Raw genomic sequence first — 25,381 nt, forward strand, 5'->3', positions numbered from 1 at the left:
GAGATGTCCCGCCCACCACCCGGAACGGCATGTCGCTCCGAACTGCTCGTACCGGGCTGTTGCCCACTGCCCCGGTACGCACGCCTCTTTGTGTCCCAGGACACAACAGGCTCAGCCGTCGCACAAGCCACGGAGGACCGTTACAGGACCGGCCGCAGCCCCAGCGGCCCCGCGATCTCCTCGGCCATCACACGTCCCGCCTCCTCGGCCAGGTCCCCGTCGCCCGGGTCCTGGTCGGTGTCCAGGCCGTCGAGCTCCTGGAGCGGCTGGTTCAGCCGGATGTGGGCGATCAGCGACTGGAGCGCGCGCAGGGCCGAGGACGCGGTGGAGCCCCAGTTGGAGAAGTACGAGAACTGCCACCACCACATGGCCTCGGCCGTGCGGTCCGCCTCGTAGTGCGCGAGGCCGTGGCCGAGGTCCGTGACCAGGTCGGCCAGGTCGTCGGAGATGCGGTGGGGTACGGGCGCCTTGCGGGGCTCGTACGGGTCGAAGACCTCGGAGTAGACGTCGATGGGCTCCAGGAGCTCCGCGAAGCGCTCACGCAGCCCGTCGGCGTCCGGCTCGGCGCCCAGGTCCGGCTCGTAGCGCTCGTCCGGGAGGATGTCCTCGTACGCACCGAGCCTCCCGCCGGCCAGCAGGAGCTGGGAGACCTGGAGGAGCAGGACCGGGACGGCCTCCTCGGGCTCCTCGGCCTTGGACACCTCGGTGACCGCGACGATGAAGGTCTTGATCTGGTCCGCGATCTGGACGGCGAAGTCGTCCGGATCCTGCGTGACGGAGTTCAGCGTGGCGTCAGACATCGAGGGGACCTCCCGTGGGCACGGTCGCGAACGGTGGGTAGAACATAGCGCCGCCGCGCATAAAGCCGCAGTCAGATGCCGGGTCACACATCGAGCAGCCGCCTCCCCTCGAAGGCGCGGCCGAGGGTGACCTCGTCCGCGTACTCCAGGTCGCCGCCCACGGGCAGCCCGCTGGCCAGCCGTGTGACCCGCAGGCCCATCGGCTTGACCATCCGGGCGAGGTACGTGGCGGTGGCCTCGCCCTCCAGGTTGGGGTCGGTCGCGAGGATCAGCTCCGTGATGGAGCCGTCCGCGAGCCGGGCCAGCAGCTCCCTGATGCGCAGATCGTCGGGACCGACGCCCTCGATCGGGCTGATCGCGCCGCCGAGCACGTGGTAGCGGCCCCGGAACTCACGGGTCCGCTCGATCGCCACGACGTCCTTGGGCTCCTCGACCACGCAGATGACCGAGCGGTCACGGCGCGCGTCGCGGCAGATGCCGCACTGCTCCTGCTGTGCGACGTTGCCGCAGATCTCGCAGAAGCGGACCTTGTCCTTGACCTCGAGAAGGGCATGGGCCAGACGGCGTACGTCGGTGGGCTCGGCCTGCAGGATGTGGAAGGCGATCCGCTGCGCGCTCTTGGGACCGACGCCCGGCAGCCTGCCCAGCTCGTCGATCAGCTCCTGAACCACGCCTTCGTACAACGGAACGCCTCTCCTTTTTTCCTGCTCGTACCGTATCCGGTACGGGTGGGTAGCTACAGGGTCAGAACGGAAGACCCGGCATGCCGCCCAGGCCCTGGGCCAGCGGGCCCAGCTTCTGCTGCTGGAGCTGCTGGGCGTTCTCGTTCGCCGCCTGGACCGCCGCGACCACGAGGTCGGCGAGCGTCTCGGTGTCCTCCGGGTCCACCGCTCCGGGATCGATCACCAGGGCGCGGAGCTCGCCGGACCCGGTCACGGTGGCCTTCACGAGACCACCGCCCGCCTGTCCGTCGACCTCTGTCCTGGCCAGCTCCTCCTGGGCCTCGGCAAGATCCTGCTGCATCTTCTGGGCCTGCTGGAGCAGCTGCTGCATGTTGGGCTGGCCACCACCGGGAATCACGGTCACTCCTGGCACTTCGACGACGGATTGTTTCGGTATGCCGAGCCTACGTGCTCGCCCGACGCCGCGCCCCACCCGCCGGGGACCAACTCTTTCGGGTGAGTTCTGAAAAGTGCCTGCCGTGCTCCTATACCTGACCAGAGGCCGTGCCCAGGCGGGAATCCCGCGATTTCGACCCCGCGGCCCACCATTCGGCGGTAGGAAGAGCATGCGTATCCGTACCCATACGCACAGCGAAGGTAACGCAGAGTTACACGGGTGGGGCCCCGGTCATATGCCGGACACCGGCCCCCTCCGTGACCGAGAACCGTGCCGATCCGCGTCGATACGCGCCGAACGCAGAGTGCAGAGGAGTGCCCCGGTGAGTCAGCCGGAGATGCAGCCCGAGGGGCAGCCCCGCAAGGAGTCCGGCGCGGGATCCGGTGCAGGCACCGGAACCGAAGGGTCCGGTTCACGCTACGGTTCGAGCCCCCGGGACCTGACCGGCCGCGCCTTCCCCCTCGGCGACTGGGGTGAACCCGCCGAGCGGCTCGACGAGCTCTACCGGTGGGTCGAGGCCGGTGCCATGGAGACCGCCGACTGGTATCTGCGTGACCGGGTCCGCAAGCGGCGCACGGCCAGGCTGCTCCGGCTCGGCACGGCGGCCGGGGTGGTCGCGGGCGCGGCCCTCCCGCTGCTCGATCTGACCGGGGAGCTGCACGGGTCGGCCGGCTGGGGCTACCTGTCGCTGCTGCTTGGCGCCGCGTGCATGGCGTGCGACCGGTACTTCGGCCTGACCTCCGGCTGGATAAGGAACCTCGCGACGGCACAGGCCGTGCAGCGGCGCCTGCAGGTGCTCCAGTTCGACTGGTCCTCCGAGTGCGTCCGAGAGGTGCTCGGGCCGACGGAGGGCACCGCCAGCGAGGCCGCGGAACGGTGCCTGGGGGTGCTGCGGCGGTTCTCCGAGGACATCACCGAGCTCGTCCGCATGGAGACGGCGGACTGGATGGTGGAGTTCCGGGCCGGACCCGCACCCATGGGCATGCAGTCGCTCGTGACGGGCGGCCCCGGCGGCCGCCCCGAGCCGGGGTTCGCACCCGGCCGGCTCACCATGCCTGCGGCGGTCCGGCCGAACATGCCGCGCCAGCGGCCGCCGGAGCCGCCCCGCTGAAGCCGGAGCCGCCCCGCCGACTCGGGCAGGGCGGCCGGAGCCGTTCAGCTGAAGATGATCATCGAGCCCTGCGCGAGGCTGCGGGTGGCCGCCGCGTGCAGGCCCAGCCAGACGTGCCGCTCCCGGGCGAAGGGGTTCTGGTCGTACGGGACCGGAGCGGCCGGCTCCTCCAGCGAGGTGGGGCCGGCGGGCGGAAGGGGGGCGGCCGGCGGGTTGGCCGGGTCGATGCCGATGGACGGGGCCACGAACTCCAGCTCGCGCAGAAGGCCGTGGGAGGAGCCCAGCGGGCCGCCGCCCTCCAGGAGCTGGTCGCCGGAGAGCGGCCGGGGGAAGTCCACCGGGACATAGGCTCCCGCGTGGTCGTAGTGCCAGACCAGGTGGGACTCCTGCGCACTCTGCTCGAACATCTCCAGCAACTGCTCGTAGTCCCCGCCCAGTTCGTCGACGGGCGTGACGGCGAGGCCGCTCAGCTGGAGCAGGTAGGCGCGGCGCAGGAAGTGCAGGGCGTCGTAGTCGAAGCCCGCGACCGGGGCGACGTCCCCGGTGAGTCCTGGCATGTAGGCGTAGACCGGCACGGGCGGCAGGCCCGCCTCGGTCAACGCCTTGTCGTAGACGGCGATCTCTTCGGCGAACGGATTGTCGGGGCTGTGGCACAGCACATCGACGAGGGGGACCAGCCACAGGTCACAGGCCACGAAGTCTCGCTCTCCAACGGGTTCGTGCAATGGTCGGGACAGCGTAATGCGGCCGCGACCCCGCGCACAGGGTGCGGGCCGGCCGCGGTCCGCGCCGGAGCGGCACGCGCTCAGGTGTGGCCCGGGTGCGGGGGGTCGTCGGCGGCCAGCCGGTCCGCCCAGTCCAGCCCGTGGGTGTAGTAGCCGTCCAGCACCGCGCGTACGGCAGGCCCGTCGGCGGCCGTGATCGCCTCCACCAGCTCCTGGTGGCCGTTCCACAGCCAGTCGCGCACGTCGCCGTCCCCGCGCAGGTAGGGGACCGCGAAGGCCCAGGCCTGCATCCGCAGCCGTTGCAGGAAGTCGCTGATGTAGGCGTTGGCGATGACGGCACCGAGCTCCCGCCAGAACCGCAGGTCGTAGCCGATGAGGATGTCGAGGTCGCCGCTGCGCGCCGCCCGTGCCGCCTCCTCGCCCCGGCGGCGTACGGAGACGAGAGCGGCCCGGTGCGCGCCGATCACGGCGGGCGCCGAACCGGACCCGTCGAAGATCCGCCGGAACACCCCGTCTATGACCAGCGCGCGCGCCTCCACCATCGCCCGGTAGTCGGCGACGGAGAACTCGCGGACGCGGAAGCCGCGGTGCTGGTCGGATTCGAGCAGCCCCTGAGCGGAGAGGTCGAAGAGCGCTTCCCGGACGGGCGTCGCGGACACCCCGTACTGCTCGGCGATCTGCTTGACGGTGAACTCCACCCGTGGCCGCAGACGCCCGGCGAGCACCTCGTCACGCAGTGCGTCGGCGATCTGCTGCCGCAGCGTACTGCGGGTCACACCTCCGCTCGCACCCATGGCGCCCCCTCCCGTTCTCGGCTTGGGTCACCTTAGACCGACCGGCGGACGGGGGGCGGCGCCACGTCCGGGCTGCTCACACCGTGCACGTGCCTGCTCTACAGCGTGTGCTCGTCGGCGACCGAGAGGGCCGCGTCCAGGGCCGCGAGGCCCTCCTTCGCCTCGGCCTCGGTGATGTTGCACGCGGGGACGACGTGGGTGCGGTTCATGTTGATGAAGGGCCAGAGACCGTGCTTCTTGCAGGCCGCGCCGAAGGCCGCCATCGGGGCGTTGGCCTCACCGGTCGCGTTGTACGGGACCAGGGGCTCGCGGGTCTCCCTGTCGCGGACCAGCTCCAGCGCCCAGAAGGCGCCCAGTCCCCGCACCTCGCCGACGGACGGATGACGCTCGGCGAGCTCGCGCAGGCCGGGGCCGAGCACGTGCTCACCGAGGTGTGCCGCGCTCTCGACGACCTTCTCCTCCTCCATCACGTTGATCGTCGCGACGGCCGCGGCGCAGGCCAGCGGGTGGCCGGAGTAGGTGAGCCCGCCGGGGTAGGGCCGGGTCTCGAAGGTGGCGGCGATCTCCGCGCTGATCGCGACGCCGCCGAGCGGCACGTAACCGGAGTTGACGCCCTTCGCGAACGTCATCAGGTCCGGTACGACGCCGTCGTGGTCCGCGGCGAACCACTTCCCGGTGCGCCCGAATCCGGCCATCACCTCGTCCAGCACGAACACGATCCCGTACCGGTCGCAGATCTCGCGGATGCCCGCGAGATAGCCGGGCGGCGGCGTCATGATGCCCGCCGTGCCGGGGATCGTCTCCAGGACGACGGCCGCGACGGTCGTCGGGCCCTCGAAGGCGAGCGTGTCCTCCAGGTGCTGGAGCGCGCGGGCGCACTCCTCGGCCTCGGTCTGCGCGTAGAACGGGGACCGGTAGAGGAACGGGGCCCAGAAACGGACGACGCCCGCCGAACCGGTGTCGGACGCCCAGCGGCGGGGGTCGCCGGTGAGGTTGATCGCCGTGGCGGTGGCTCCGTGGTACGAGCGGAAGGCGGAGAGCACCTTGTGGCGCCCGGTGTGCAGCCGGGCCATGCGGACGGCGTTCTCGACGGCTTCGGCGCCGCCGTTGGTGAAGAAGATCTTGTCCAGGTCGCCGGGGGTGCGCTCGGCGATGAGGCGTGCCGCCTCCGAACGCGCCTCGACGGCGAAGGCGGGGGCGAAGGTGGCGAGCCTGCCCGCCTGTTCCTGGATCGCCGCGACGACGGTGGGGTGCTGGTAGCCGATGTTGGTGAAGACGAGTCCGCTGGTGAAGTCCAGGTAGCGGTTGCCGTCGTAGTCCCAGAAGTACGCCCCCTCGGCGCCGGCGACGGCGAGCGGGTCGATCAGGCCCTGGGCGGACCAGGAGTGGAACACGTGCGCGCGGTCGGCGGCCTTCACGGCCGCGCCCGCTGCGGAGTCGACGTACGGGGCGCGAGGGGCATCGGTGCTCATGCGGCGAGCGTATGCGGCGTTGCGGGGCGTCCTCCATGGCCACTGTGTATGGCGTGGGCCGCACGGCTCGGCAGGGTGTCGGGTTCACGGCCGTGACCGGCCGATCAATTGACAGCATGCTGCCTTTATGACAGCCTTCTGTCATAAAGCTCGTATACACAAGGTTCCGCCAGTCACCCGACGGAGGTCACCATGACCGGCACGAGCGTCCACCTGGCCGTCTACGACACCTTCGCCGACTGGGAGCCGGGCTTCGCCACGGCCCAGCTCACCGACCACGGCCACACCGTGCGGACCGTCGGCCTCACCACCGCGCCCGTCACCACCAAGGGCGGGGTGCGCATCCAGCCCGACCTGGCACTCGCCGACCTGGCGCCGGGCGACAGCGAGCTGCTGATCCTCACCGGCGCCTCACTCTGGGACACCGGCGACGCGCTCGCCCCCTTCGCCCGTACGGCACGGGACTTCCTTGACGCCGGGGTGCCCGTGGCGGCCATCTGCGGGGCGACCGCGGGGCTGGCCCGCGAGGGGCTGCTCGACGACCGCTCCCACACGAGCGCCGTCTCCTTCTATCTCGCCGCCACGGGATACGCGGGCGGCGCGCACTACGTGGAGGGCGACGCGGTGACGGACGCCGGCGGGGCGTCGCGCGGCGCTCTCGTCACGGCGGGGCCGACCGAGCCGATCGCCTTCGCCCGCGAGATCTTCGAGCTGCTCGGGGTGTTCGGACCGAAGAAGCTGGACGCCTGGTACCGGCTCTTCCACGACTCGGACGCGAGCGCCTACGAGGAGCTGAACGGATGAGCGGTACGGCCGACGGGAACGCCGACGCCCCCTCCCTGCTCAGCCGCACCGCGATCGGGGTGTTCCGGCTCAACGGCCGCTTCCTGTCCGTCGCGGAGGAGCTCGCCGGACCCGCCGGGCTCACGGCGGCCCGGTGGCAGGTCCTCGGCGCGGTCCTGACCGAGCCGCTTCCCGTGTCGGGCATCGCCCGCGCGATGGGGATCACCCGGCAGAGCGTGCAGCGGATCGCCGACCTGCTGGTCGACGGGGGCCTCGCCGAATACGTCCCGAACCCGGCCCACCGGAGGGCCAAGCTGCTCCGGCCCACCGAGGAGGGCCGGACGGCGGTGAGCCGGATCACCCCCGCCCACGGGGAGTTCGCGGCGCGGCTGGCAGAAGCGCTGGGCGAGGAGGAGTTCGCGCGGACCGTCCAGGTGCTGGAGCGGCTCTCGGACGCCATGGACACCTTGTCGTCCCCGGCCGGACAGCGGCGGGAATCCTCCGGGGGTTGAGGGGCGGTCCACGGGCACCCGCGCCGCTATTCTCGACCCACGGTCCGCCACGGCCGTACGGGGGAGGAAGCGCACCATGGAGAAGCTGGGCTCCGGCGATCCGCAACGCATCGGCAGCTACCGTCTGTTGGGACGTCTCGGCGCCGGCGGGATGGGCCAGGTCTTCCTGGCCCGTTCGGACCGGGGCCGCACCGTCGCCATCAAACTGGTCCGCCCCGAACTCGCCGAACTGCAGCACTTCCGCGACCGTTTCCGTGCGGAGGTGCAGGCCGCCCGGCGGGTCGGCGGTTCCTGGACCGCGCCGGTGCTCGACGCCGGCGTGGACGCCCCGGTGCCGTGGGTGGCCACCGGTTACGTCGCGGGTCCCTCGCTCCACCGCGTCGTCTCGGGCGTTCCGGGCGCCCCGGTGGCCGATTCGGGGGCGTACGGTCCACTCCCCGAGCGCTCCGTCCGCATCCTGGGCGCCGGGCTCGCGGGCGCCCTCCAGGACATCCACCGGGCCGGGCTGATCCACCGTGACCTGAAGCCGTCCAACGTCCTGATGACGATCGACGGCCCCCGGGTCATCGACTTCGGGATCGCCCGGGCCCTGGAGACCGTCGACGGCGGCCTGACCCGTACCGGCGCGATGATCGGCTCCCCCGGTTTCATGTCGCCCGAGCAGGTGCGGGGCGAGCGCGTGACGCCCGCGTGCGATGTGTTCTGCCTCGGCTCCGTGCTGGCGTACGCCGCCACCGGCCGGCTGCCGTTCGGCGTGGCGGACAGCGGGGTCCACGCGCTGATGTTCCGGATCGCGCAGGAGGATCCGGACCTCACCGGCGTCCCCGTCGACCTGGTCGAGCTCATCCGGGACTGCCTGGCGAAGGACCCGGCCGCGCGGCCCTCCACGGACAGCGTCCTGGAGCGGCTCGGCGACACGGACACGGCGGAGCCGTGGCTTCCGGGCGCGCTGATCGCCCAGCTGGGCCGGCACGCCGTGGAGCTGCTGGACTCCGAGGACCCGGAGGAGGGCCCGCGAGCGGCGCCGCCCGCGCCCGTGCCGCCCGCCGCCCCCACCAGGCCCGCTCCACCGCCGCCGGTACGGCCTCCCGGCGCCACGCACGGGCTCCCCACGGCGGTCGGGCCGCCCGCCCCGGTGCCGCGGCCCGCGTCGTACGGCTACCCGCAACAGCCCACCCCCGCCTACGGCTACGGGCCGATGCCCCCTTACGGCCCGCCGGGCGGCTTCGTCCCGCCCGCACCCGAGCGCCGCAGGGCGGGCTCCACCCTGCTGCTGGTGGCCGTCGCCCTGATCGTCGCGGTGGGGGCGGGCTGGGGGGTCTACGCCTTCATGCGGAGCGGGGACGGCGACCCCACGGCGTCCCCGACCGGCAGCGTCTCCCCTTCCGCCGACGGCTCCACAGCGGGCGGCAGGAGCCCGGACGGCACGAACTCCGACGAGACGAACTCCGACGGCAAGGGCGAGGACGGCACCGACGACGACGGCACCGTCCCGGCCGGATTCCTGGGCACCTGGTCCGGGACCATCGAGGGCGGCGGGGGAGCGTCCACCCGCCGGCTCGTCGTGCAGCAGGGCGAGGTGGGAGACACGGTCCTGTCCCTCACCGCCGAGGGCCCGCTCGACACCGGCGGCTCCTACCGCTGCGTGTTCCAGGCCGACCTGGCGAGCGAGCCCTCCTCCGGCGGGCCCGTCCGCATCGGCCCTTCCCGGGTCACCGAGGGAGAGCCGCAGTCGTCGTGCACCCCGGGGGAGTCCACCGTCCTGACACTGCTGCCCGACGGCTCCCTGCGCCGCGAGATCACCGCCACCGGCCAGAGCCTGACGTACACGAAAACAGGCTGAGCGGTACGGGACCGATCCGGCTCACCCCGCAGGCGCACCGCCCGGCTCACGCCGCGAGGTCGACCGCCCGGAACGCGAGCCACAGGTCGTACCGCGCGCTGGGTGTCTGGAGCAGCGACCGGCACAGCAACGCCTCGAGCCGGGTGAGGCGTTTGCGCGCACCGGGCACGGAGATACCCAGTTCGGCTGCCGTCGGGCTCAGTTGGGCCTCGCAGCGCAGCCACGTCCGCAGGGTCTCCTCGGCCATCGGTCCGGCCTGGGCGAGGATCCGCAACTGCTGGACGGCCCAGTCCTGGACTCCCGGGGCGCGCAGGACCGTGTCGAGGTCCTCGGGCGTGGCGGGTCCCGCGGGGCCGGAGCGGTGCAGGGCCGGAGTGGCCCTGATCCGCAGCGCCAGGTCGACGGCGGCCTGGTCCGACACCCGGTTGAGGTCCAGGCCGAGGAGTTCGCCGACGAGCTTGAGGCGGGCGGCCAGGGTGTTGCGGTGGATCTTCAGGTGCTGGGTGGCGTGGGAGGAGAAGGCCAGCCAGGACGCGACGGTCGCCGACAGCTCCTGACTGCCCGGGTCCTGCGAACGGCGCGGCAGATGGGCGAGGAGGGGTGCGAGCAGGGCGTCGGCCCATCGCGCGCCGACGGCGCCTGCCACCAGCGCGGGTTCCGGGGCGGCGCCGAATCTGGCGTGGCGCCCGGGGAGCCCGCGGGCGACGGCGAGGGCGTGGAAGGCCTGCTGGTAGGCGGTGGCCGTGTCGGGCAGCCGCACTTCCTCGCTGACGCCCACGACGCAGTCGTCCACGAGCCCGGCGACGGCCGGCCCGAGTGCGCGCCCGCCCTCCGGCCCCTCCGCCTCCGCTTCCTCGTCCGCCGGCACGATCAGGATCAGATGCCGGGCGTAGACCGGGCAGCGCACGATCCAGGTACGGCCGCCGGAGACGTCTGTACAGATCCGGGCCACCTCGTCCCGCTGTCCGCCGGAGCATTCGACGACGCAGACGCGTACGGGATCGGGGAGCTTCGGCCGCAGGGCCCCCGCCACCTGGTGGGCGATGGAGAGCTGACCGGTCATCAGCAGGTGCAGCACGGCCTCGCGGCCCCGGGACTCCGCGAGGTCCACCCGCCGCCGTTTGCGTTCGACGCTCTCCGACGCCCAGGACAGCGCCAGTGGCATCACCGCGTCGGCCATGAGCGTGGACAGTCCGCCGGGCAGCGGCTTGGGCGCGACGAGAGCGAGGACCGCGCCGTCGGTTTCGGGTGTCCGGTCGAGGGGAAGCAGCAGCGCGGAGCACTCGTCGGTGTCGAGGGCGTACGAGCCGGCGCTCCGGGCCGTCAGTTCCCGCGCCGCCCGGGCGGCGAGTCCGGCGGCCTCGTGTCCGGGCCACCGGACGTTCCCGGCGACGGCCTGGAGCACCGTGCCGCCCCCGTCCAGGATCCCGGCCCAGCCCTCGGCCCGCTGGGCCAGTCTGCGCAGCAGCTCCGGCGACCCGCCGGTCCGCGCCAGCCGGTACATCAGCAGTACGTCGTCGGCCCGTTCACGCGCAGGCACGTGTCCTCCGTTCCTCCCCGAAACCGGAGTGCAGAGTACCGGTCCGGTTGTGCGGTTTGATACCCGTCGGAGGCCACACAGTGCGATTTGAATCTCCCCGCACGCCGTCCCGCCCACCTAAAGTCCCCAGCGTGTTCCGGGACGTTCGGGGGACGTCGGGGGACGTCAGGACGTCCCGGATCCGGGGGCCTGAGGACGTCGGGGGACGTCCGGAAGGCACGGCGGCAGCGGCTCACGGGGGTGGTCGCTGTCGTCGGTCCGCCGCGACTGTCAGTGGTGCCGCCTAGCGTGGTTCCCGACCGTGTCGTACGCCGGAGAGGGCCCCTGCTGTGGAATTCCGCATGGAACGTGGTGTGCTGGCCGATGCCGTCTCCCGGGCGGCGCGGGTGCTGCCCGCGCGTTCTCCCGTTCCCGTCCTCGGTGGGCTCCTCCTCGAAGCGGACGCCGGCCGACTCCTCGTCTCCGGACTGGACTTCGAGGCCTCCGCTCGCGTCGAGACGGAGGCGCACACGGTCCGGCCGGGGAAGGTGCTGGTCATGGGGCGACGGCTGCTCGACATCTGCAAGGTGCTGCCCGAGGGGCCCGTGGAATGCGCCGTCGAGGGTTCCCGCCTCACGGTCACGGGAGACGGTTCCCGCTTCGGCCTCTCGGTCCTGCCCCTCGACGACTACCCCGCCCTGCCGTCCCTGCCGGAGGTGCGCGGGGCGGTGGACGCCGGGGAGTTCGCCTCGGCGGTCGCGCAGGTCGCGGTGGCCTCGGGGCGGGACGACACCCTGCCGACGCTCACCGGGATCCGCCTCGGGCTCGACGGCTCCACGATGACGCTGGCGGCGACGGACCGGTACCGCTTCGCGGTGCGCACCCTGCCGTTCAAGGCGACGGCGCCCGACGTGACGGCCGATGTCGTGGTGTCGGCCCGCCGGCTGGCCGAGATCGCCCGGTCGCTCGGCAGGTCCGGGCCGGTCGATGTCGCCGTGGACGGGGGATCGGTCGGGTTCGAGCACGCCGGGACGCGTACGACGGTGCGGCTGCTGGACGGCAGACTGCCGCGCCACGACAAGTTGTTCGCGCTGTCGGACCCCGCGGTCGTGGTGCTGGACCGGGCCCGCCTGGTGGAGGCCGTCAAGCGGGTCTCCGTGGTCGCGGACGAGGGCAGCCCCCTCCAGATGTCCTTCTCCGCCGGACCGGAGGGCTCGGTGCTGCTGCAGGCGGGGTTCGAGGACGACGTGGCCTCGCAGCGGCTGCCGACGGCCTCGCCCGGCGACGCGGAGATGACGGTGGCCTTCAACCCCAAGTATTTGATGGACGCCCTGTCCTCCTTCGAGGACGTGACCGTCCGGATGGAGCTGATGGGGCCGGGGCAGCGCGCCATGATCACCGGAGGGGACGGCACCGGGGCGGCCACGCACCAGCACCTGCTGATGTCCGTGAAACCGCCGCTGCTCTGACGCGGCAGGCCACCGCGACGACCCGGGGGCGGTCGCTCACCCCGGGGGCGGTCGCTCACCCCGGGGGCGGTCGCTCACCCCGGGAGGATCGACGTCTCCCCCACGGCTGCCATCAGCCAGATGGGGAATTCCGGATCGGCCTGCCCCACGGAGAGGCCGAGCCACCGCGTACCGCCGGGCACACGCCAGACCTGCATGCTGCCCGCCAGATTGCAGAGCTGTCCCATCGGCTCGGGAACGGCGGCGCGCACCCCGTCCTCGTCCCCCTCCAGATACGGCCAGAGGTCGACGGTCTCCGGCTCGCCCCACCGCCTGCTCAGCGCGGTCGCCAGGACGCTGAACTCGTCCTCGATCTCCTGCTCGGCGGGTTCGACGAGCTCGGGTGACCGGTCGTCCCAGAAGTCCTGGCTCGCCCGCAGGATCAGCAGGTGGTGTCCGGGCCCGCTGCTGCGCACGCCGTTGTCCTCGCTCTCCTCCCCCGCGGGGTACGGCAGGGCGAGAACGCTGTCGATCAGGGCGAGCCGGCCCTCGGTGGTCGTGGGAGGGGTGGCGTCGCTGTCCGTGTCCATGGTCGGTGATCCTGCCAACCACCGGTCCCGAGCACGAATCGGGGGCGTGCCCGGCCGCTGCCGGACACGCCCCCGCTCCCCGGGGTGGGGCCGGGTTCAGCAGCTCAGGTTCGAGCCGGGCGTGGTGCCGAGGATCTGGACGAACGCCTGGTACTTGTCGATGCGGCTCTGCACCTGGGCGGGGTTGCCGCCGTTGCACTCGATGCTGCCGTTGATCGAGCGGATCGTCTCGCCGAAGCCGGCGCCGTTGACGATGGCGTTGTGCGGGGTCATGGTGCCGGGGCCGGACTGGGTGTTCCAGTACCAGAGACCGGTCTTCCAGGCGACGGCCGCGTTCTGCTCCACCTGCCAGGGGTTGCCGAGCAGGTCGATGCCGAGCGCGTCACCGGCGGCCTTGTAGTTGAAGTTCCAGCTGAGCTGGATCGGGCCACGGCCGTAGTAGGCGGCCTGGCCGGCCGGGCAACCGTAGGACTGGCTGGTGTCGCAGTAGTGCGGGTAGTTCGCGGTGTTCTGCTCCACGATGTGCACCAGGCCGCCGGTCTCGTGGCTGACGTTGGCGAGGAACGCCGCCGCCTCCTGCTTCTTGACCGTGTCGCTGCCGGTGTTGGCGAAGCCGGGGTAGGCGCTCAGGGCCGCGGTGAGGCCGCTGTAGGTGTAGAAGGAGTTCCGGTTCGGGAACATCTGGTTGAACTGGGACTCGCTCACCACGAAGCCCGTGGGGTTCGGCTCCTCCGTGCCGCCGGAGCCGCAACTGCCCTGATCGGCCCAGACGTCGGCCGTGCCGGGCCGCTCGTTCTGCGTCCACCACTTCGCGGACCAGTTGTGCCCGCCGTAGGAGGCCGATCCACCGCCCGTGTAGACGGAGGAGGCGCTCCAGGCCGGGGCGCAGGCGGCGGCCGATGCCGTGGAGGCGGGGAGGAAGACGAACGTCGCGATGACCGCGCCCAGCGCGGCGATCAGGCTCATGACACGTTTGGCCACGTGATCACTCCTTCGGCGCGGCGCCCGCGTCGAGCGAGCGCCGCCATGGGGGGTTGGGGCCACTCAAGCGCCGATGGTCTGGACCTGTCAAGGTCTAGACCAGAACTCGCCCAAGCCGCCCAACTCCGCTTCACCGCAAGATTGTTGAACAGGAGGCGAACTTCACCGGAAGGAATCCGGAGGCTCCCCTGTCCCACGGCCCCCGGCCGTACGGTGACGCCGTCCGGCACACCGCACCCACGAGGGAGCGCGAGCAACATGGATTCGTTGTTCACCCCCGAGAACGTCGTCGCCGTCCTCACCGCCCTGCTGGGCATCCTGACCTCGGCGGGGGTGCTCTGGTACGAGCGCCGTGTCCCGCGCCGCAAACGCATCGGCTACCGCGTGCAGATGGACACCCCGATAGGCAGCGGAGTCAGCCAGGGCCGGGTCAATGTACGGGTCGGCCTCTTCAACGAGACCCCCGGCATGGCCGACGCCACCCTGGTTCTGCTGCGCATCGAGAACGACGGCTCGCAGTCGATCGGCGAGGACGACTACCCGCAGCGCGCCGTGCACCCGGGCCTCACCGTCGAATTCTCGGGCCGCACCGTACGCGGTATCGCCGTGACCCATGCGCCGGGCGCCGACCACCTGATGGACACCTTCACGCCGGACGACGCCGTCCAGCACAACGGCTCCCTGATCTGGCTGCCGCGCGTCCCGCTCAACCGCAACGAGCACTTCAAGCTCCTGGTCCTCCTCACGGGTTCGAACGTGGGCGGTCCGATCACCGTCACGGGGAGCATCCGGGACGGAAAGGTGGAGCGGAACAAGGCGGCCCGCCCCGACGAGAAGCCCCCGGTCTTCGGCCGGGGGGCCAGGCTCATCACCGTGGCCCTCACCGCCTGTGTCATCGCCCTCGCCGGCATCATCGTCGTCCGGGACGACTCCCCTCCCCCGATGGACTGCGCCGTGGGCACCCTCACGGTCACCGGCTCCACCGCGTTCGAGCCGGTCCTGGAGGAGCTGGAGGAGAAGTACGAGGACGAGTGCGAGGGCGCCGAGATCCGCCTCGACATCCATGGCAGCAACGCCGGGGTGCGGAAGCTCGACGCCCTGGGTGCCAAGGCCGGACCGGCCGGATCGCCCGCCATGATCGCCCTGTCCGACGGTCCCAGGCCCGCCGCTCTCACCAAGCTGCACGGGAAGCCCGTCGCGATCTCGCTGTTCTCTCTCGTGGTCAACGACACGGTGCCGGTGGAGGATCTGTCCCTCGACCGGATCAGAGGGATCTACCGCGGCGAGATCCGCAACTGGAACGAGATCGTCGAGGGCGGCCCCGACCTGGAGATCCGCCTCGTCAGCCGGGACGCCAACTCCGGCACCCGCGAGGTCTTCCAGCGCCGCGTCCTGAACACCAACGAGCTCGCCACCTCCTCGCGCGACTGCACGACCAAGGACTACGCCGACGCCCCGGTCATGCGGTGCGAACTCGACGGCACGGACCAGGTCCTGTCCGAAGTCGCCGAGCTGGACGGCGCGATCGGCTACACCGAACTGCGGAACGGCGAAGTGCCCCAGGGTGCGCACCGGCTCGCGATCGACGGCACGACCCCGTCCGTCGACGCGATCGGGACCACCGATTATCCGTACCAGGAGATCGAGTACGCCTACACCTACGGATCACCGCCCGCGGAATCCCTGGTGGCCGGATTCCTGAACTACCTCGACAACTACGGCGAGGAGATCATGCGCACCAACGGCCACCTGCCCTGCGCGACCCCGAAGGGGATGCGGCTCTGCGGGGAGAGCTGAGCAGTACCGGAGTAGGGGGCGGGGACAGCACCCCGGTATCTGGCGGCGCGGCCGGACCCGCTCCTAGCATCCGCGCCCATGAACACCCGACGAATGCCCCTCACCGCACGTCGCGTCGCGCTCCGCACCTGGGACGCGGTCACCCTGCTGCCCCGCGGGGTGGCAGCGCTCGGAGCGGCAGCCGCGGGCCGCGGAGGGTCCGCGCGCTCCCTGCTACGGGCTGACGCGGGGCCCGTAGCACCACGTCCGGGAGCCGTACGCGCGGCCGGTCACGCCGTGGCGACCGTGCTGCTGGGCGCGCTCTCCCTGGTCCTGGCCGCCGTGCTCCTGCTGGCCGTGGCCCGCGGGCTCTTCTACGGGTTCGTGGACCAGGGCCCCTACGACCACTCCTGGGGCGGCCCGGGCAGGGCGGGGGCCTGGCTCGCGCACTTCGCCGTGGCCGCCCCCTGCGCCGTCGCCGCGGTCGCCGGGCTCCACGGCGTCGCCCGGCTGCAGGAGCGGCTGACGGCGCCGCTGCGCGGGGAGCGCAGGCCCGGCTGGGTACTGCCGGCGGTGCTCGTCTGCTCCGCCGCCGGAGCGCTGTTCGTGGTCGCGTTCCTCCGGCAGCTCCCCTGACGGGCGCCCGCACACCCCTGGCGACAACGACGGCCGGACCTTCCACGGGGGAAGGTCCGGCCGTCGCGCCGGGAGATCTCCTACAGGAAGGAGTTGATCTCGATGGTCTCGGTACGGCCGGGGCCGACACCGATCGCGGAGATCGGGGCGCCTGACATCTCCTCCAGCGCCTTCACGTAGGCCTGCGCGTTCTTCGGCAGGTCGCCGAAGGTCTTGGCCTTCGTGATGTCCTCGGACCAGCCCGGCAGCATCTCGTAGACCGGCTTCGCGTGGTGGAAGTCGGTCTGGCTGTACGGGAGCTCCTCGACGCGCTTGCCGTCGATCTCGTACGCCACGCACACCGGGATCTGCTCCCAGCCGGTCAGCACGTCCAGCTTGGTGAGGAAGAAGTCGGTGAGGCCGTTGACCCGGGTCGCGTACCGCGCGATCGGGGCGTCGAACCAGCCGCAGCGGCGGTCACGGCCGGTGGTGACACCGCGCTCGCCGCCGATCCGGCGCAGCGCCTCGCCGTCCTCGTCGAGAAGTTCGGTCGGGAAGGGTCCGGCACCGACGCGGGTGGTGTAGGCCTTGAGGATGCCGATGACCCGGCTGATCTTCGTCGGGCCCACGCCGGAACCGGTGCAGGCGCCGCCCGCGGTCGGGTTCGACGAGGTGACGAAGGGGTACGTGCCGTGGTCGACGTCCAGCAGAGTGCCCTGACCGCCCTCGAAGAGGACGACCTTGCCCTCGTCGATGGCGTCGTTCAGGATCAGCGTCGTGTCGGCGACGTACGGCTTGATCTGCTCCGCGTACTGGAGCATCTCCTCGACGATCTTGTCGGCCTCGATCGCGCGCCGGTTGAAGACCTTGGCGAGGAGCTGGTTCTTCTGCTCCAGCGCCGCCTCGACCTTCTGCTCCAGGATCGACTCGTCGTAGAGGTCCTGGACGCGGATGCCCACGCGGTTGATCTTGTCGGCGTACGTCGGGCCGATACCGCGCCCGGTCGTGCCGATCTTGCGCTTACCGAGGAAGCGTTCCGTCACCTTGTCGACGGTGACGTTGTACGGAGTGATCAAATGAGCGTTGCCGCTGATCAGGAGCTTGGACGTGTCGACGCCTCGCTCGTTCAGTCCGCTCAGCTCGGAGAGCAGTACCGCCGGGTCGACCACGACACCGTTACCGATGACCGGGGTACACCCCGGCGACAGGATTCCGGAGGGGAGGAGATGCAGTGCGTACTTCTGGTCGCCTACGACAACCGTGTGGCCGGCATTGTTGCCGCCCTGGTAACGCACCACATAGTCAACGGATCCACCGAGGAGGTCGGTGGCCTTCCCCTTGCCCTCGTCACCCCACTGAGCACCGAGCAGCACAAGTGCGGGCACAGGCGTACACCCCTTCCGGGCGGGGCATGTCCAAGGTCAGGGGGCGTACGTAAAGGTCGTACCTGCCGCACGACGATGTACGGCAAAGCCTGAGCCGTCGAACCGGGTGCCCCGGAATAGACGAAGCCCCTGGCGCAATAGCGCAAGGGGCTCTTGCACCAAGATGCTACCCGAGGAAGGACCGAGGTGTCGGCTGCAGAGCCCCCCGGCGACGGCGACCACCAGCTACTCGTGCTCATCGACCCCCTTGCCCGCCGCTACGACGGCGAGTCCGTGCGCATCGCGAAGGATGTGCTGAGCGCCGGCGCGCACGCCAAGATCTGCTTCGCGGACGGCCCCGACGAGTTCGCCAGAGCCCTGCACCGGCGGGGCTCCAGGCGCCCGGTCGTCGTCGGCGACGATCACGCGCTGCTGCGGGCGGTGTCCCAGCTCCACCGGGAGCGGGAGCTGGCCGACAGCGCGCTCTCCCTGATCCCGGTCGGCGCGGCACACACACTGGAACTCGCCCACTCGCTCGGCGTGCCCCGGGGAGCGGTCGCGGCGGCGCGCACCGCGCTCGACGGGGCCGTGCGCCGGCTGGACCTGCTCGTCGACGACAGCGACGGGGTGGTCCTCGGCGAGCTGCGCATCCCCGCGGCCTGGCCCTCACCCGGCCCGTCCCACACGGTGTGGGACACCTGCCGCACCCTCGTGGCCTCGCTGGTCCGCCCCGCCCCGCCCTCGTCCTCCGGCCCCACCCGCTCCCACCGGCTGAGGGTCGAGGCGGACGGGGTCCTGCTGAACGACCTGGACCGGCCGGTCGAGGGCGTCTCGGTGACCGCCCAGGGTGACGGAGGCCTTGCCGACGTGGTGATCCGCACGGCCTCCGGCACGACCCGCGCGGCGGAGGCCAAGGCGGTCACGGTCTCCGGGCCCGACTTCCGCTACCGGGCGGACATACAGGTGGCGGGCCCCGTCAGGACCCGCACATGGACCGTACGGGCGGGCGCCTGGGGGCTGGTGCTCCCCGCGGCGGGGGCCTGAGACCCGCCCCGGGCCTCACCCCGAGGACTTGCGGCTCTCGCGCCATCGGTCCAGGACGCCGACCAGCTCCGCCTGCATGAACTCGAAGAACTCCGCCGTCTCCGCGAGGCGCGCTCCCGCCGGGGTGTCCTCGCCGAGGGAGCGCGCACCGTCCTTCAGCGTGCGCTCCCAGCGGGTCAGCACCTGGTCACGGTTGGCGAAGGTGGCGTACCAGATCTCGTCGTGCAGGCGGTAGCGGTCGCGGCGTGAGCCGGGGTCCCGCTCGCGGCCGACCATGCTGACCTGGGTGAGGTAGTTGATCGCACCCGACACGGCGGCCGGGCTGATCTGCAGCAGCCGCCCGAGGTCGGCCGAGGTCATGGAGGCGTCGTCGTCCGCGAGGAGCGCCGCGAAGACGCGCGCGGCCATCCGCTGCATCCCCGCCTCGGTCATCTCCGCCGCGAAGCGCTCGACGAAACGGGACACCGCGTGCTCGTCACGCCCGCCCGCGCCGTCCTCCGTCTTCCCGGACTCCCCGGTCCCGCTGGTCATAGCCTCCGCCGCCTCCCCTTCACCGGTCACGGCCCAACTTTATACGCTTCCTTAACTTCACAACTTTGTGAAATCAGCGTACTTTCAGAAACATGACGAAGGCAATCACCGTGTCCGGGCTGCACAAGTCGTTCGGACGGACACACGCACTGGACGGCCTCGACCTCACCGTCGAAACCGGTGAGGTACACGGCTTCCTGGGGCCCAACGGCGCCGGGAAGTCCACCACCATCCGGGTCCTGCTGGGCCTGCTCCGTGCCGATTCGGGAGCGGCCCAGCTGCTCGGGAAGGATCCGTGGCACGACGCCGTGGAGCTGCACCGGCGTCTCGCCTACGTGCCCGGCGACGTGGAGCTGTGGCCGGGACTCACGGGCGGCGAGGCCATCGACCTGCTCTCGCGTCTGCGCGGCGGAGCCGACAAGCGGCGCCGCGACGAGCTGGTCGAGCGCTTCGACCTCGACCCGACGAAGAAGGGCCGCGCCTACTCGAAGGGCAACCGCCAGAAGGTGGCCATCGTCGCCGCCCTGGCCTCCGACGCGGAGCTGCTGCTCCTGGACGAGCCGACCTCCGGCCTCGACCCCCTGATGGAGGTGGTCTTCCAGGACGTGATCCTGCAGGCGAAGGCCGCGGGCAGGACCGTGCTGCTCTCCAGCCACATCCTGGCCCAGGTGGAGAAACTGGCCGACCGGATCAGCATCGTCCGGCTGGGCAGGACCGTGCAGTCCGGGTCGCTGAGCGAGCTGCGGCATCTGACGCGTACGACGGTCGAGGCCGAGACGGACCGGCCCGCCACCGGGCTCGACGGCCTGCCCGGGGTGCACTCCGTGGAGGTCGGCGACGACGGGGCCGGAAGCCGGGTGCGGTTCACCGTGGACGGCGGCCACCTCCACGACGCCGTGAGCAGGCTCGCCGAATGCGGCGTACGCAGCCTGATCAGCCATCCGCCGACCCTTGAGGAGCTCATGCTGCGCCACTACGGCGACGAGCTCGCCGTGGGCGGCCACCCCGACGGAGGCAGCCGATGACCGCCGCCACCACCACCCGGGCACCCGCACCCGCCCGGTCCCTCACGCACAGCGGGGGCGCCCTGGCCGGCACCCGCACCCTGGTCCGGTTCAACCTGCGCAGGGACCGTGTCCGGCTGCCCGTCTGGATCCTCGCCCTGTTCGTCGGCACGGCCTCCACCGCGAGCAAGTACACGACGCTGTACGCCGGTCCGGCGGACCGCGCCTCCGTCGTCACCACCATGAAGAGCCCGGCCGGACTGGCCATGACAGGGCCTGAGCACTATCTCGACGACTACACCTTCGGCTCGATGGCAGGCCACCAGATGCTCGGCTTCATGGCCGTGCTCGTGGGTCTCATGAGCGTCCTGATCATCACCCGTCACACCCGGGACGAGGAGGAGACCAACCGCGCCGAGCTGGTCCGCTCCGCCGTCGTCGGCCGGCACGCCCACCTGGCCGCCGCCCTGTCCGTCGCGGTGCTCGCAAATCTCGCGCTCGCACTGCTGCTCGCCGTCGGTCTCGGCTCGATGGGCATCGACTCCATCGACACCGGCGGCTCTCTGCTCTACGGCTTCTCGCACGCGGCCGTGGGTGTCGTCTTCGCGGGCGTCGCGGCGGTCACCGTCCAGATCACCGCGCACACCCGGGGCGCCTCCGGCATGGCCATGGCGGTCATCGGCCTCGCGTACGTCCTGCGGGCCGCCGGTGACGCGGGCGGCAACGACGCGCTCTCCTGGCTCTCCCCCATCGGCTGGATCCAGCGCACCTACCCGTACGTGGACGACCGCTGGTGGCCGCTGCTGCTCTGCGTGGCACTCGCCGTCCTGTGTTCCGGCGCCGGATTCGTCCTGTCCACCCGGCGGGACGTGGGGGCAGGGCTGCGTGCCGCGCGGCTCGGCAGCCCGGTCGCCTCCAGGTCCCTGACCCGGCCGCTGGGCTTCGCGCTGCGGCTGCACCGCTCCGTGCTCGCCGGCTTCGGCGCCGGACTGTTCCTGATGGGCGTGATGTACGGGTCGATCCTCGGCGACGCGGACGACATGCTGAAGAACATCGACCAGCTCCAGGAGGCGCTCAAGGACATCGGTGGCACGACCATGGCGGAGTCCTTCGCCTCGATGGTCATGGTGGTCCTCGCCGTCGTCGCCGCCGTGTACGTGGTGACGGCCGCCCTGCGGCCGAGGTCCGAGGAGAACGCGGGCCGGGTGGAGCCCCTGCTCGCGACCGGCCTGTCCCGCGCCCGCTGGGCGGGCAGCCACCTCGCCGTCGCACTGGCGGGCGGCACGCTCGTGCTGCTCCTCGCGGGGCTCGGCATCGGTGTCGCGGGGGCGGCCTCGGCCGGTGACTCCGGGCTGATCCTGAAGCTGGTGGGGGCCGCGCTGGCGTACGCTCCGGCTCTCTGGGTCACGGCCGGAGTCGCGGCCGTCCTCTTCGGCTGGCTGCCCCGGGCGGCATCGGCGGCCTGGGCCGTACCGGTGTACGCCTTCGTGGTCGGCTACCTGGGCCGACTGCTGCGGTTCCCGCACTGGATGAACAACGTGTCGCCCTTCGGCCATGTGCCCCAGCTGCCCGCGGCCCCCATGAGCTGGACGCCCCTGGCCGTACTCACGCTGATCGCCGCCGCCCTGATCCTGCTCGGCCTGGAGGGCTTCCGGCGGCGGGACCTGCAGACCGAGTAGGGAACCGGCCGTGGTGCGCGCACGTCTCGCCGCGTATGGAACAACGTGACGCGGCAGGGTACGGCGGGTGTGCGACGGCGGCGCTCGGGGCGGCGACCGCCCTGTACGTCTGGGGCTCGTCACTGCGTACGGGCCTGCACATGGGCGCCGGCTTCGAGGGGCACGGCAGGGACCTCTCCGTCCTCTGGACGGAGCTGCCCCTCGTCCTGCTCGCCGGCGCCCTGATCCCGCCGCTCACCTGGCTGCTGACCCTGCGTCTGCCGCGCGGGCCCAGGTCGCTGCGGTCCCGGGCCCTCGTCGCCGGCGCGTGCACGGCGGGAGTCTTCGCCCTGTCCACGTGGGGCCTCCACACCTGGGCGAACCCGCACCACCCGGATCACATACGGCTCTCCGGCGCGCTCTCCTCAGATCTCGACCAGTAGCTCCCGGAGCCCCCGGATGACGTAGCCCGGCTTCCACTCCGGCTCCGCCGTCAGCCGCATACCGGGCGCCTTGCGCAGCAACTCGCCGAACGAGGCGGCCAGTTCGAGGCGGGCCAGCGGGGCGCCCAGGCAGTAGTGGATGCCCGCACCGAAGGAGATGTGCGGGTTGTCCCGCCGGGACAGGTCCAGCGTCCCGGCGTCGGCGAAGCGCTCCGGGTCCCGGTTGGCCGACGCGAAGAGCAGCGCGACCTGCGAACCGCGCGGGATGACGGTGCCGTCGACCTCGATGTCGTCCAGGACCCACCGCGCGAACATGGGCACCGGGGTGTCGTAGCGCAGCAGTTCCTCCACCGCCGTCGGCAGCAGACTGTGGTCGCCGCGCAGGGAGGCCAGTTGCTCGGGGTGCCGGAAGAGCATCCACCAGCTGTTGGCGGTGGCGTTGACGGTCGCCTCGTGACCGGCGTTGAGCAGCAGCACGCAGGTGGAGACGATCTCCTGCTCGGTCAGCCGGTCCTCGTCGTCGTGGGCGGCGATGAGCCCGGAGATCAGATCGGTCCCCGGGTCCGCGCGCCGCGCGGCGATCAGCTCGCGCAGATAGCCGGAGAACTCGACCGACGCCTGCACGGCGGCCCGCGCGGTCTCCTCCGGCGGGTTCAGCTCGAACATCCCGCAGATCGCGGCCGACCAGGGCCGCAGCAGGTGCCTGTCGGCTTCCGGGAGCCCGAGCATCTCGCCGATGACGGCCACCGGCAGCGGCTCGGCGACCGCGCTCAGCAGATCGCCGCCGCCCGCCCCGACGAAGTCGTCGACGAGCCCGGCGGCCAGCCGCTCCACGGTCGGGGCGAGCGCCTCGACCCGCCGGGGCGTGAACGCCTTGGCGACCAGCCGCCGGATCCGGGTGTGGTCGGGGGCCTCCAGATCGAGGATCCCGTGCCCGTTGAGCGTGTGGAACGGTTCGTGCTCGGCGGGCGGGGCGGTCACGCCGAACTCGTCGTGGCTGAACCGGTGCAGATAGGTCCGCCCCAGCCGCCGGTCGCGCAGCAGCCCGGACACATCGGAGTAGTGCGGGACGAGCCACTGCCGCGTCGGCTCGAAGTAGTGCGCCCGGCCGGTGGCGCGCAGCGCGGCGTAGGCGGGGTACGGGTCGGCGACGAACGCCGGGGACCAGGGATCGAAGGACACGTGCATGAGCAGACGCTATCCGGGCGTGACCAGCCTCGCCTCGTACGCGAACACGGCCGCCTGGGTACGGTCCCGCAGCCCCAGTTTCACCAGGATGCGGCTCACATGGGTCTTGATGGTCGACTCGGCGACCACCAGGTGCGAGGCGATCTCCAGGTTGGACAGCCCCTGGGCGATCAGCACGAGCACCTCCGTCTCCCGCTCGGTGAGGTCACCGATCCTGGACATCGCGGGCGGTCTCGGCGCCTCGGCGATCTTCGAGAACTCGGTGATCAGCCGCCTGGTCACCGTCGGAGCGAGCAGCGCCTCGCCCGACGCCACCACCCGTACGCCCTCGGCGAGCTGCCGCGCCGAGGCGTCCTTCAGGAGGAAACCGGACGCGCCGGCCCGGAGGGCCTGGTAGACGTACTCGTCGAGGTCGAAGGTGGTCAGGACGAGCACCTTGGCGTTCGCGTCCGCGGCGACGATCTCCCGGGTCGCCTCGATGCCGTTGAGCTCGGGCATCCGGATGTCCATCAGGACCACGTCGGGGCGTAGTGCGGCGACCTGCGAGACGGCCTGCCGCCCGTCGACGGCCTCACCGACGACCTCGATGCCCGGCATGGCGTTGAGCAGCACGGAGAAGCCCTCGCGGACCATCATCTGGTCGTCGACGATCAGGACCCGGATGGGCGTCTCGGTCACGCGCCCTCACCGTCCTCCGCGCCGGAGCGCTGCGCCGGTACGGGCAGGAACACGGCGACCTCGTAGCCGCCGTCCCCGTACGCCCCCGCGGTCATCTCCCCGTTCAGCATCGCGACCCGCTCCCGCATCCCCGTGATTCCGTGCCCGGCACCCGGCGACGGCTTGACCAGCCCCCGCGCGGGTCCGTTGACGATACGCACCCCGAGCCCGCCGAGCACATAGCCGATCTCCACCTTTGCGGTCGCCCCCGGCGCGTGCCGGAGCGTGTTGCTCAGTGCCTCCTGGACGATCCGGTACGCCGACAGCTCGACGCCCTGCGGAAGATCCCGCACCGCGCCGGTGACGGTCTTCTCCGTCTCCAGGCCCGTCTCCCTGACGTTGTCCAGCAGCCGGTCGAGCTCGGCGAGCGTGGGCTGCGGGGCGTCCGGCGCCTCGTAGTCCTCCGCCCGTACGACGCCGAGGACGCGGCGCAGCTCGGTGAGCGCGGCGACGGCGTTCTCCCGGATGGTCACGAACGCCTGCTCCAGCTCGGGCGGCGGATTCTCCACCCGGTACGGGGCGGCCTCGGCCTGGATGGCGACGACGGACATGTGGTGGGCGACGACGTCGTGCAGCTCACGGGCGATGGTGGTGCGCTCCTCCAGGAGCGTGCGCCGGTCACGCTCCACGGCCGTGACGGTGCGCTGCACCGTCACCTCCCGCTGGGCCTCGCGGCGTACCTGCACCAACGCGACGAGGAGCAGGGCCAGCGCGGAGACGAAGGCCATGGGCTCGGTGCTGGAGGAGTAGGGCTGGGCGAAGTTGCCCAGGACGCCCCCGGCGAACAGCGTGATCAGCCACATCCAGGCGGCGGTGCGCGGCCGGGTCCTCGCCGCGACGACGACCAGCACGCCGAGGTGGCAGGCGAAGGCGCTCGGCCCCCACGGCCAGTCCCCGTCACCCGCTGCCCCCACCAGGGGGGTGATCGCGATCGACGCCCAGAACGCGAGGACGGGGCGGACCAGCGTCATCATCAGCGCCGCGGCCGGCAGGAAGGCGGTGATGACCGTGGCTGCCCCGAACGGGGAGTAGGTGTTCGCCGAGAAGACGCCCTCCATCAGCGAGATCAGCGCGACCAGGCCCACCACCCCGTGCGGGAACCAGACGACGCCCTTCTGCAAGGTCCTGGGCAGGCGCCGGATCACCGGCCCGTCCGTGCCCAGCGGGCCCAGCGGGCGGTAGTCGAGCACGTTCTGGAACAGGTCCTGCCGCAGGCCTTCTATCGCCCCGGCGGCCGCCCGGTGTTCCGGGCTTCGTGTCTTCTTCTCGGTCACGCCCACACGGTAGGCGCCGCCCCGGGCCCCGGTCGTCAGCAGTGATACGGATCCTTCGCCGTCCGTCGCA

25 protein-coding genes are annotated in these 25,381 nt (G+C 71.8%); 11 read left to right on the plus strand and 14 right to left on the minus strand.

The features are described 5' to 3' along the window. Positions 1-140: 140 nt before the first annotated feature. The 3 genes from OG379_RS18445 to OG379_RS18455 form a co-directional block, all read right to left on the minus strand. On the minus strand, positions 141-800 hold the full coding sequence (locus OG379_RS18445) for a DUF5063 domain-containing protein (RefSeq protein ID WP_393756103.1): 660 nt from the start codon (positions 798-800) through the stop codon (positions 141-143). Positions 801-883: 83 nt separating this feature from the next. Next, the gene (recR, locus tag OG379_RS18450; protein ID WP_099173476.1) at positions 884-1,483 is read right to left on the minus strand and encodes a recombination mediator RecR; all 600 of its coding nucleotides are present in this window, start codon (positions 1,481-1,483) and stop codon (positions 884-886) included. A gap of 61 nt (positions 1,484-1,544) precedes the next feature. Continuing rightward, a complete protein-coding gene (locus OG379_RS18455; RefSeq protein WP_356713924.1) occupies positions 1,545-1,880 on the minus strand; it encodes a YbaB/EbfC family nucleoid-associated protein in 336 nt (111 codons plus the stop codon). Positions 1,881-2,241: 361 nt separating this feature from the next. Between OG379_RS18455 and OG379_RS18460 the strand changes: the two genes are divergently transcribed. Further along, positions 2,242-3,030: an SLATT domain-containing protein gene (locus tag OG379_RS18460; protein WP_393756106.1), complete on the plus strand. Its 789-nt coding sequence runs from the start codon at positions 2,242-2,244 to the stop codon at positions 3,028-3,030. Positions 3,031-3,074: 44 nt separating this feature from the next. Here the strand turns inward: OG379_RS18460 and OG379_RS18465 are convergent, their stop codons facing one another. The 3 genes from OG379_RS18465 to OG379_RS18475 form a co-directional block, all read right to left on the minus strand. Further along, positions 3,075-3,725 carry a hypothetical protein gene (locus OG379_RS18465; RefSeq protein WP_405664176.1) on the minus strand — a complete coding sequence of 217 codons (651 nt, stop codon included), beginning with the start codon at positions 3,723-3,725 and terminating at the stop codon, positions 3,075-3,077. A gap of 110 nt (positions 3,726-3,835) precedes the next feature. After that, a complete protein-coding gene (locus OG379_RS18470; RefSeq protein WP_405664178.1) occupies positions 3,836-4,549 on the minus strand; it encodes a GntR family transcriptional regulator in 714 nt (237 codons plus the stop codon). A 98-nt stretch (positions 4,550-4,647) separates the two neighbouring features. Then, positions 4,648-6,021, minus strand: a complete 1,374-nt coding sequence (locus tag OG379_RS18475) for an aspartate aminotransferase family protein (RefSeq protein WP_405664181.1) — start codon at positions 6,019-6,021, stop codon at positions 4,648-4,650. Positions 6,022-6,213: 192 nt separating this feature from the next. Between OG379_RS18475 and OG379_RS18480 the strand changes: the two genes are divergently transcribed. The 3 genes from OG379_RS18480 to OG379_RS18490 all read left to right on the plus strand — a co-directional run bounded on the left by OG379_RS18480 (position 6,214) and on the right by OG379_RS18490 (position 9,159). Next, positions 6,214-6,825, plus strand: coding sequence for a DJ-1/PfpI family protein (locus tag OG379_RS18480; protein ID WP_405664183.1), 612 nt, complete (start codon positions 6,214-6,216; stop codon positions 6,823-6,825). Further along, the gene (locus OG379_RS18485) at positions 6,822-7,316 is read left to right on the plus strand and encodes a MarR family winged helix-turn-helix transcriptional regulator (protein ID WP_405664185.1); all 495 of its coding nucleotides are present in this window, start codon (positions 6,822-6,824) and stop codon (positions 7,314-7,316) included. The genes OG379_RS18480 and OG379_RS18485 overlap by 4 nt, the downstream gene beginning before the upstream one ends. 76 nt (positions 7,317-7,392) lie before the next feature. After that, positions 7,393-9,159 carry a serine/threonine-protein kinase gene (locus OG379_RS18490; RefSeq protein WP_405664187.1) on the plus strand — a complete coding sequence of 589 codons (1,767 nt, stop codon included), beginning with the start codon at positions 7,393-7,395 and terminating at the stop codon, positions 9,157-9,159. A gap of 46 nt (positions 9,160-9,205) precedes the next feature. Here the strand turns inward: OG379_RS18490 and OG379_RS18495 are convergent, their stop codons facing one another. Next, entirely contained in the window at positions 9,206-10,663 is a 1,458-nt protein-coding gene (locus OG379_RS18495; RefSeq protein WP_405668569.1) for a helix-turn-helix domain-containing protein, read from the minus strand. 365 nt (positions 10,664-11,028) lie between these two features. Here OG379_RS18495 and dnaN point away from each other — a divergent pair, with 365 nt between their 5' ends. After that, entirely contained in the window at positions 11,029-12,147 is a 1,119-nt protein-coding gene (gene dnaN, locus OG379_RS18500) for a DNA polymerase III subunit beta (protein ID WP_405664189.1), read from the plus strand. Between the two features lie 74 nt (positions 12,148-12,221). On the opposite strand, the gene OG379_RS18505 is transcribed toward dnaN, so the two are convergent. Then, positions 12,222-12,716, minus strand: coding sequence for a hypothetical protein (locus OG379_RS18505; protein WP_405664191.1), 495 nt, complete (start codon positions 12,714-12,716; stop codon positions 12,222-12,224). 96 nt (positions 12,717-12,812) lie between these two features. Beyond that, complete coding sequence (locus tag OG379_RS18510; protein WP_393756123.1) at positions 12,813-13,697, minus strand: glycoside hydrolase family 19 protein; 885 nt, start codon at positions 13,695-13,697, stop codon at positions 12,813-12,815. Positions 13,698-13,955: 258 nt separating this feature from the next. Here OG379_RS18510 and OG379_RS18515 point away from each other — a divergent pair, with 258 nt between their 5' ends. Both OG379_RS18515 and OG379_RS18520 read left to right on the plus strand, forming a co-directional pair. Next, complete coding sequence (locus tag OG379_RS18515; RefSeq protein ID WP_405664193.1) at positions 13,956-15,494, plus strand: substrate-binding domain-containing protein; 1,539 nt, start codon at positions 13,956-13,958, stop codon at positions 15,492-15,494. A gap of 78 nt (positions 15,495-15,572) precedes the next feature. Continuing rightward, positions 15,573-16,109 (plus strand): hypothetical protein, encoded by a 537-nt coding sequence (locus OG379_RS18520; RefSeq protein ID WP_405664195.1) that lies wholly within the window; start codon positions 15,573-15,575, stop codon positions 16,107-16,109. Positions 16,110-16,189: 80 nt separating this feature from the next. Here OG379_RS18520 and OG379_RS18525 read toward each other — a convergent pair whose 3' ends face one another. After that, positions 16,190-17,473: an adenylosuccinate synthase gene (locus OG379_RS18525; RefSeq protein ID WP_356713905.1), complete on the minus strand. Its 1,284-nt coding sequence runs from the start codon at positions 17,471-17,473 to the stop codon at positions 16,190-16,192. Positions 17,474-17,659: 186 nt separating this feature from the next. On the opposite strand from OG379_RS18525, the gene OG379_RS18530 reads away from it, so the two are divergent. Then, positions 17,660-18,496, plus strand: coding sequence for a diacylglycerol kinase (locus tag OG379_RS18530; protein WP_405664197.1), 837 nt, complete (start codon positions 17,660-17,662; stop codon positions 18,494-18,496). Between the two features lie 15 nt (positions 18,497-18,511). On the opposite strand, the gene OG379_RS18535 is transcribed toward OG379_RS18530, so the two are convergent. Then, on the minus strand, positions 18,512-19,027 hold the full coding sequence (locus tag OG379_RS18535; protein WP_393756509.1) for a GbsR/MarR family transcriptional regulator: 516 nt from the start codon (positions 19,025-19,027) through the stop codon (positions 18,512-18,514). A 92-nt stretch (positions 19,028-19,119) separates the two neighbouring features. Here OG379_RS18535 and OG379_RS18540 point away from each other — a divergent pair, with 92 nt between their 5' ends. The 3 genes from OG379_RS18540 to OG379_RS18550 are packed head-to-tail and all read left to right on the plus strand — an operon-like array spanning position 19,120 to position 22,132. Continuing rightward, entirely contained in the window at positions 19,120-20,052 is a 933-nt protein-coding gene (locus OG379_RS18540; RefSeq protein ID WP_405664199.1) for an ABC transporter ATP-binding protein, read from the plus strand. Next, on the plus strand, positions 20,049-21,710 hold the full coding sequence (locus tag OG379_RS18545; RefSeq protein WP_405664201.1) for an ABC transporter permease: 1,662 nt from the start codon (positions 20,049-20,051) through the stop codon (positions 21,708-21,710). Before OG379_RS18540 ends, OG379_RS18545 begins: the two co-directional genes overlap by 4 nt. Before the next feature lie 35 nt (positions 21,711-21,745). After that, positions 21,746-22,132, plus strand: coding sequence for a hypothetical protein (locus tag OG379_RS18550; RefSeq protein ID WP_393756135.1), 387 nt, complete (start codon positions 21,746-21,748; stop codon positions 22,130-22,132). Here the strand turns inward: OG379_RS18550 and OG379_RS18555 are convergent. From OG379_RS18555 to OG379_RS18565, 3 genes are read right to left on the minus strand one after another with little or no spacing between them, the layout of a single operon-like run. After that, positions 22,115-23,320, minus strand: coding sequence for a cytochrome P450 (locus OG379_RS18555; RefSeq protein ID WP_405664203.1), 1,206 nt, complete (start codon positions 23,318-23,320; stop codon positions 22,115-22,117). The genes OG379_RS18550 and OG379_RS18555 overlap by 18 nt on opposite strands. 9 nt (positions 23,321-23,329) lie before the next feature. Then, a complete protein-coding gene (locus tag OG379_RS18560) occupies positions 23,330-23,998 on the minus strand; it encodes a response regulator (protein ID WP_393756139.1) in 669 nt (222 codons plus the stop codon). Next, entirely contained in the window at positions 23,995-25,311 is a 1,317-nt protein-coding gene (locus tag OG379_RS18565) for a sensor histidine kinase (protein ID WP_405664205.1), read from the minus strand. The genes OG379_RS18560 and OG379_RS18565 overlap by 4 nt, the downstream gene beginning before the upstream one ends. Between the last annotated feature and the right edge of the window lie 70 nt (positions 25,312-25,381).

It is taken from the genome of Streptomyces sp. NBC_01166, from assembly GCF_045039765.1.
GTDB lineage: Bacteria > Actinomycetota > Actinomycetes > Streptomycetales > Streptomycetaceae > Streptomyces.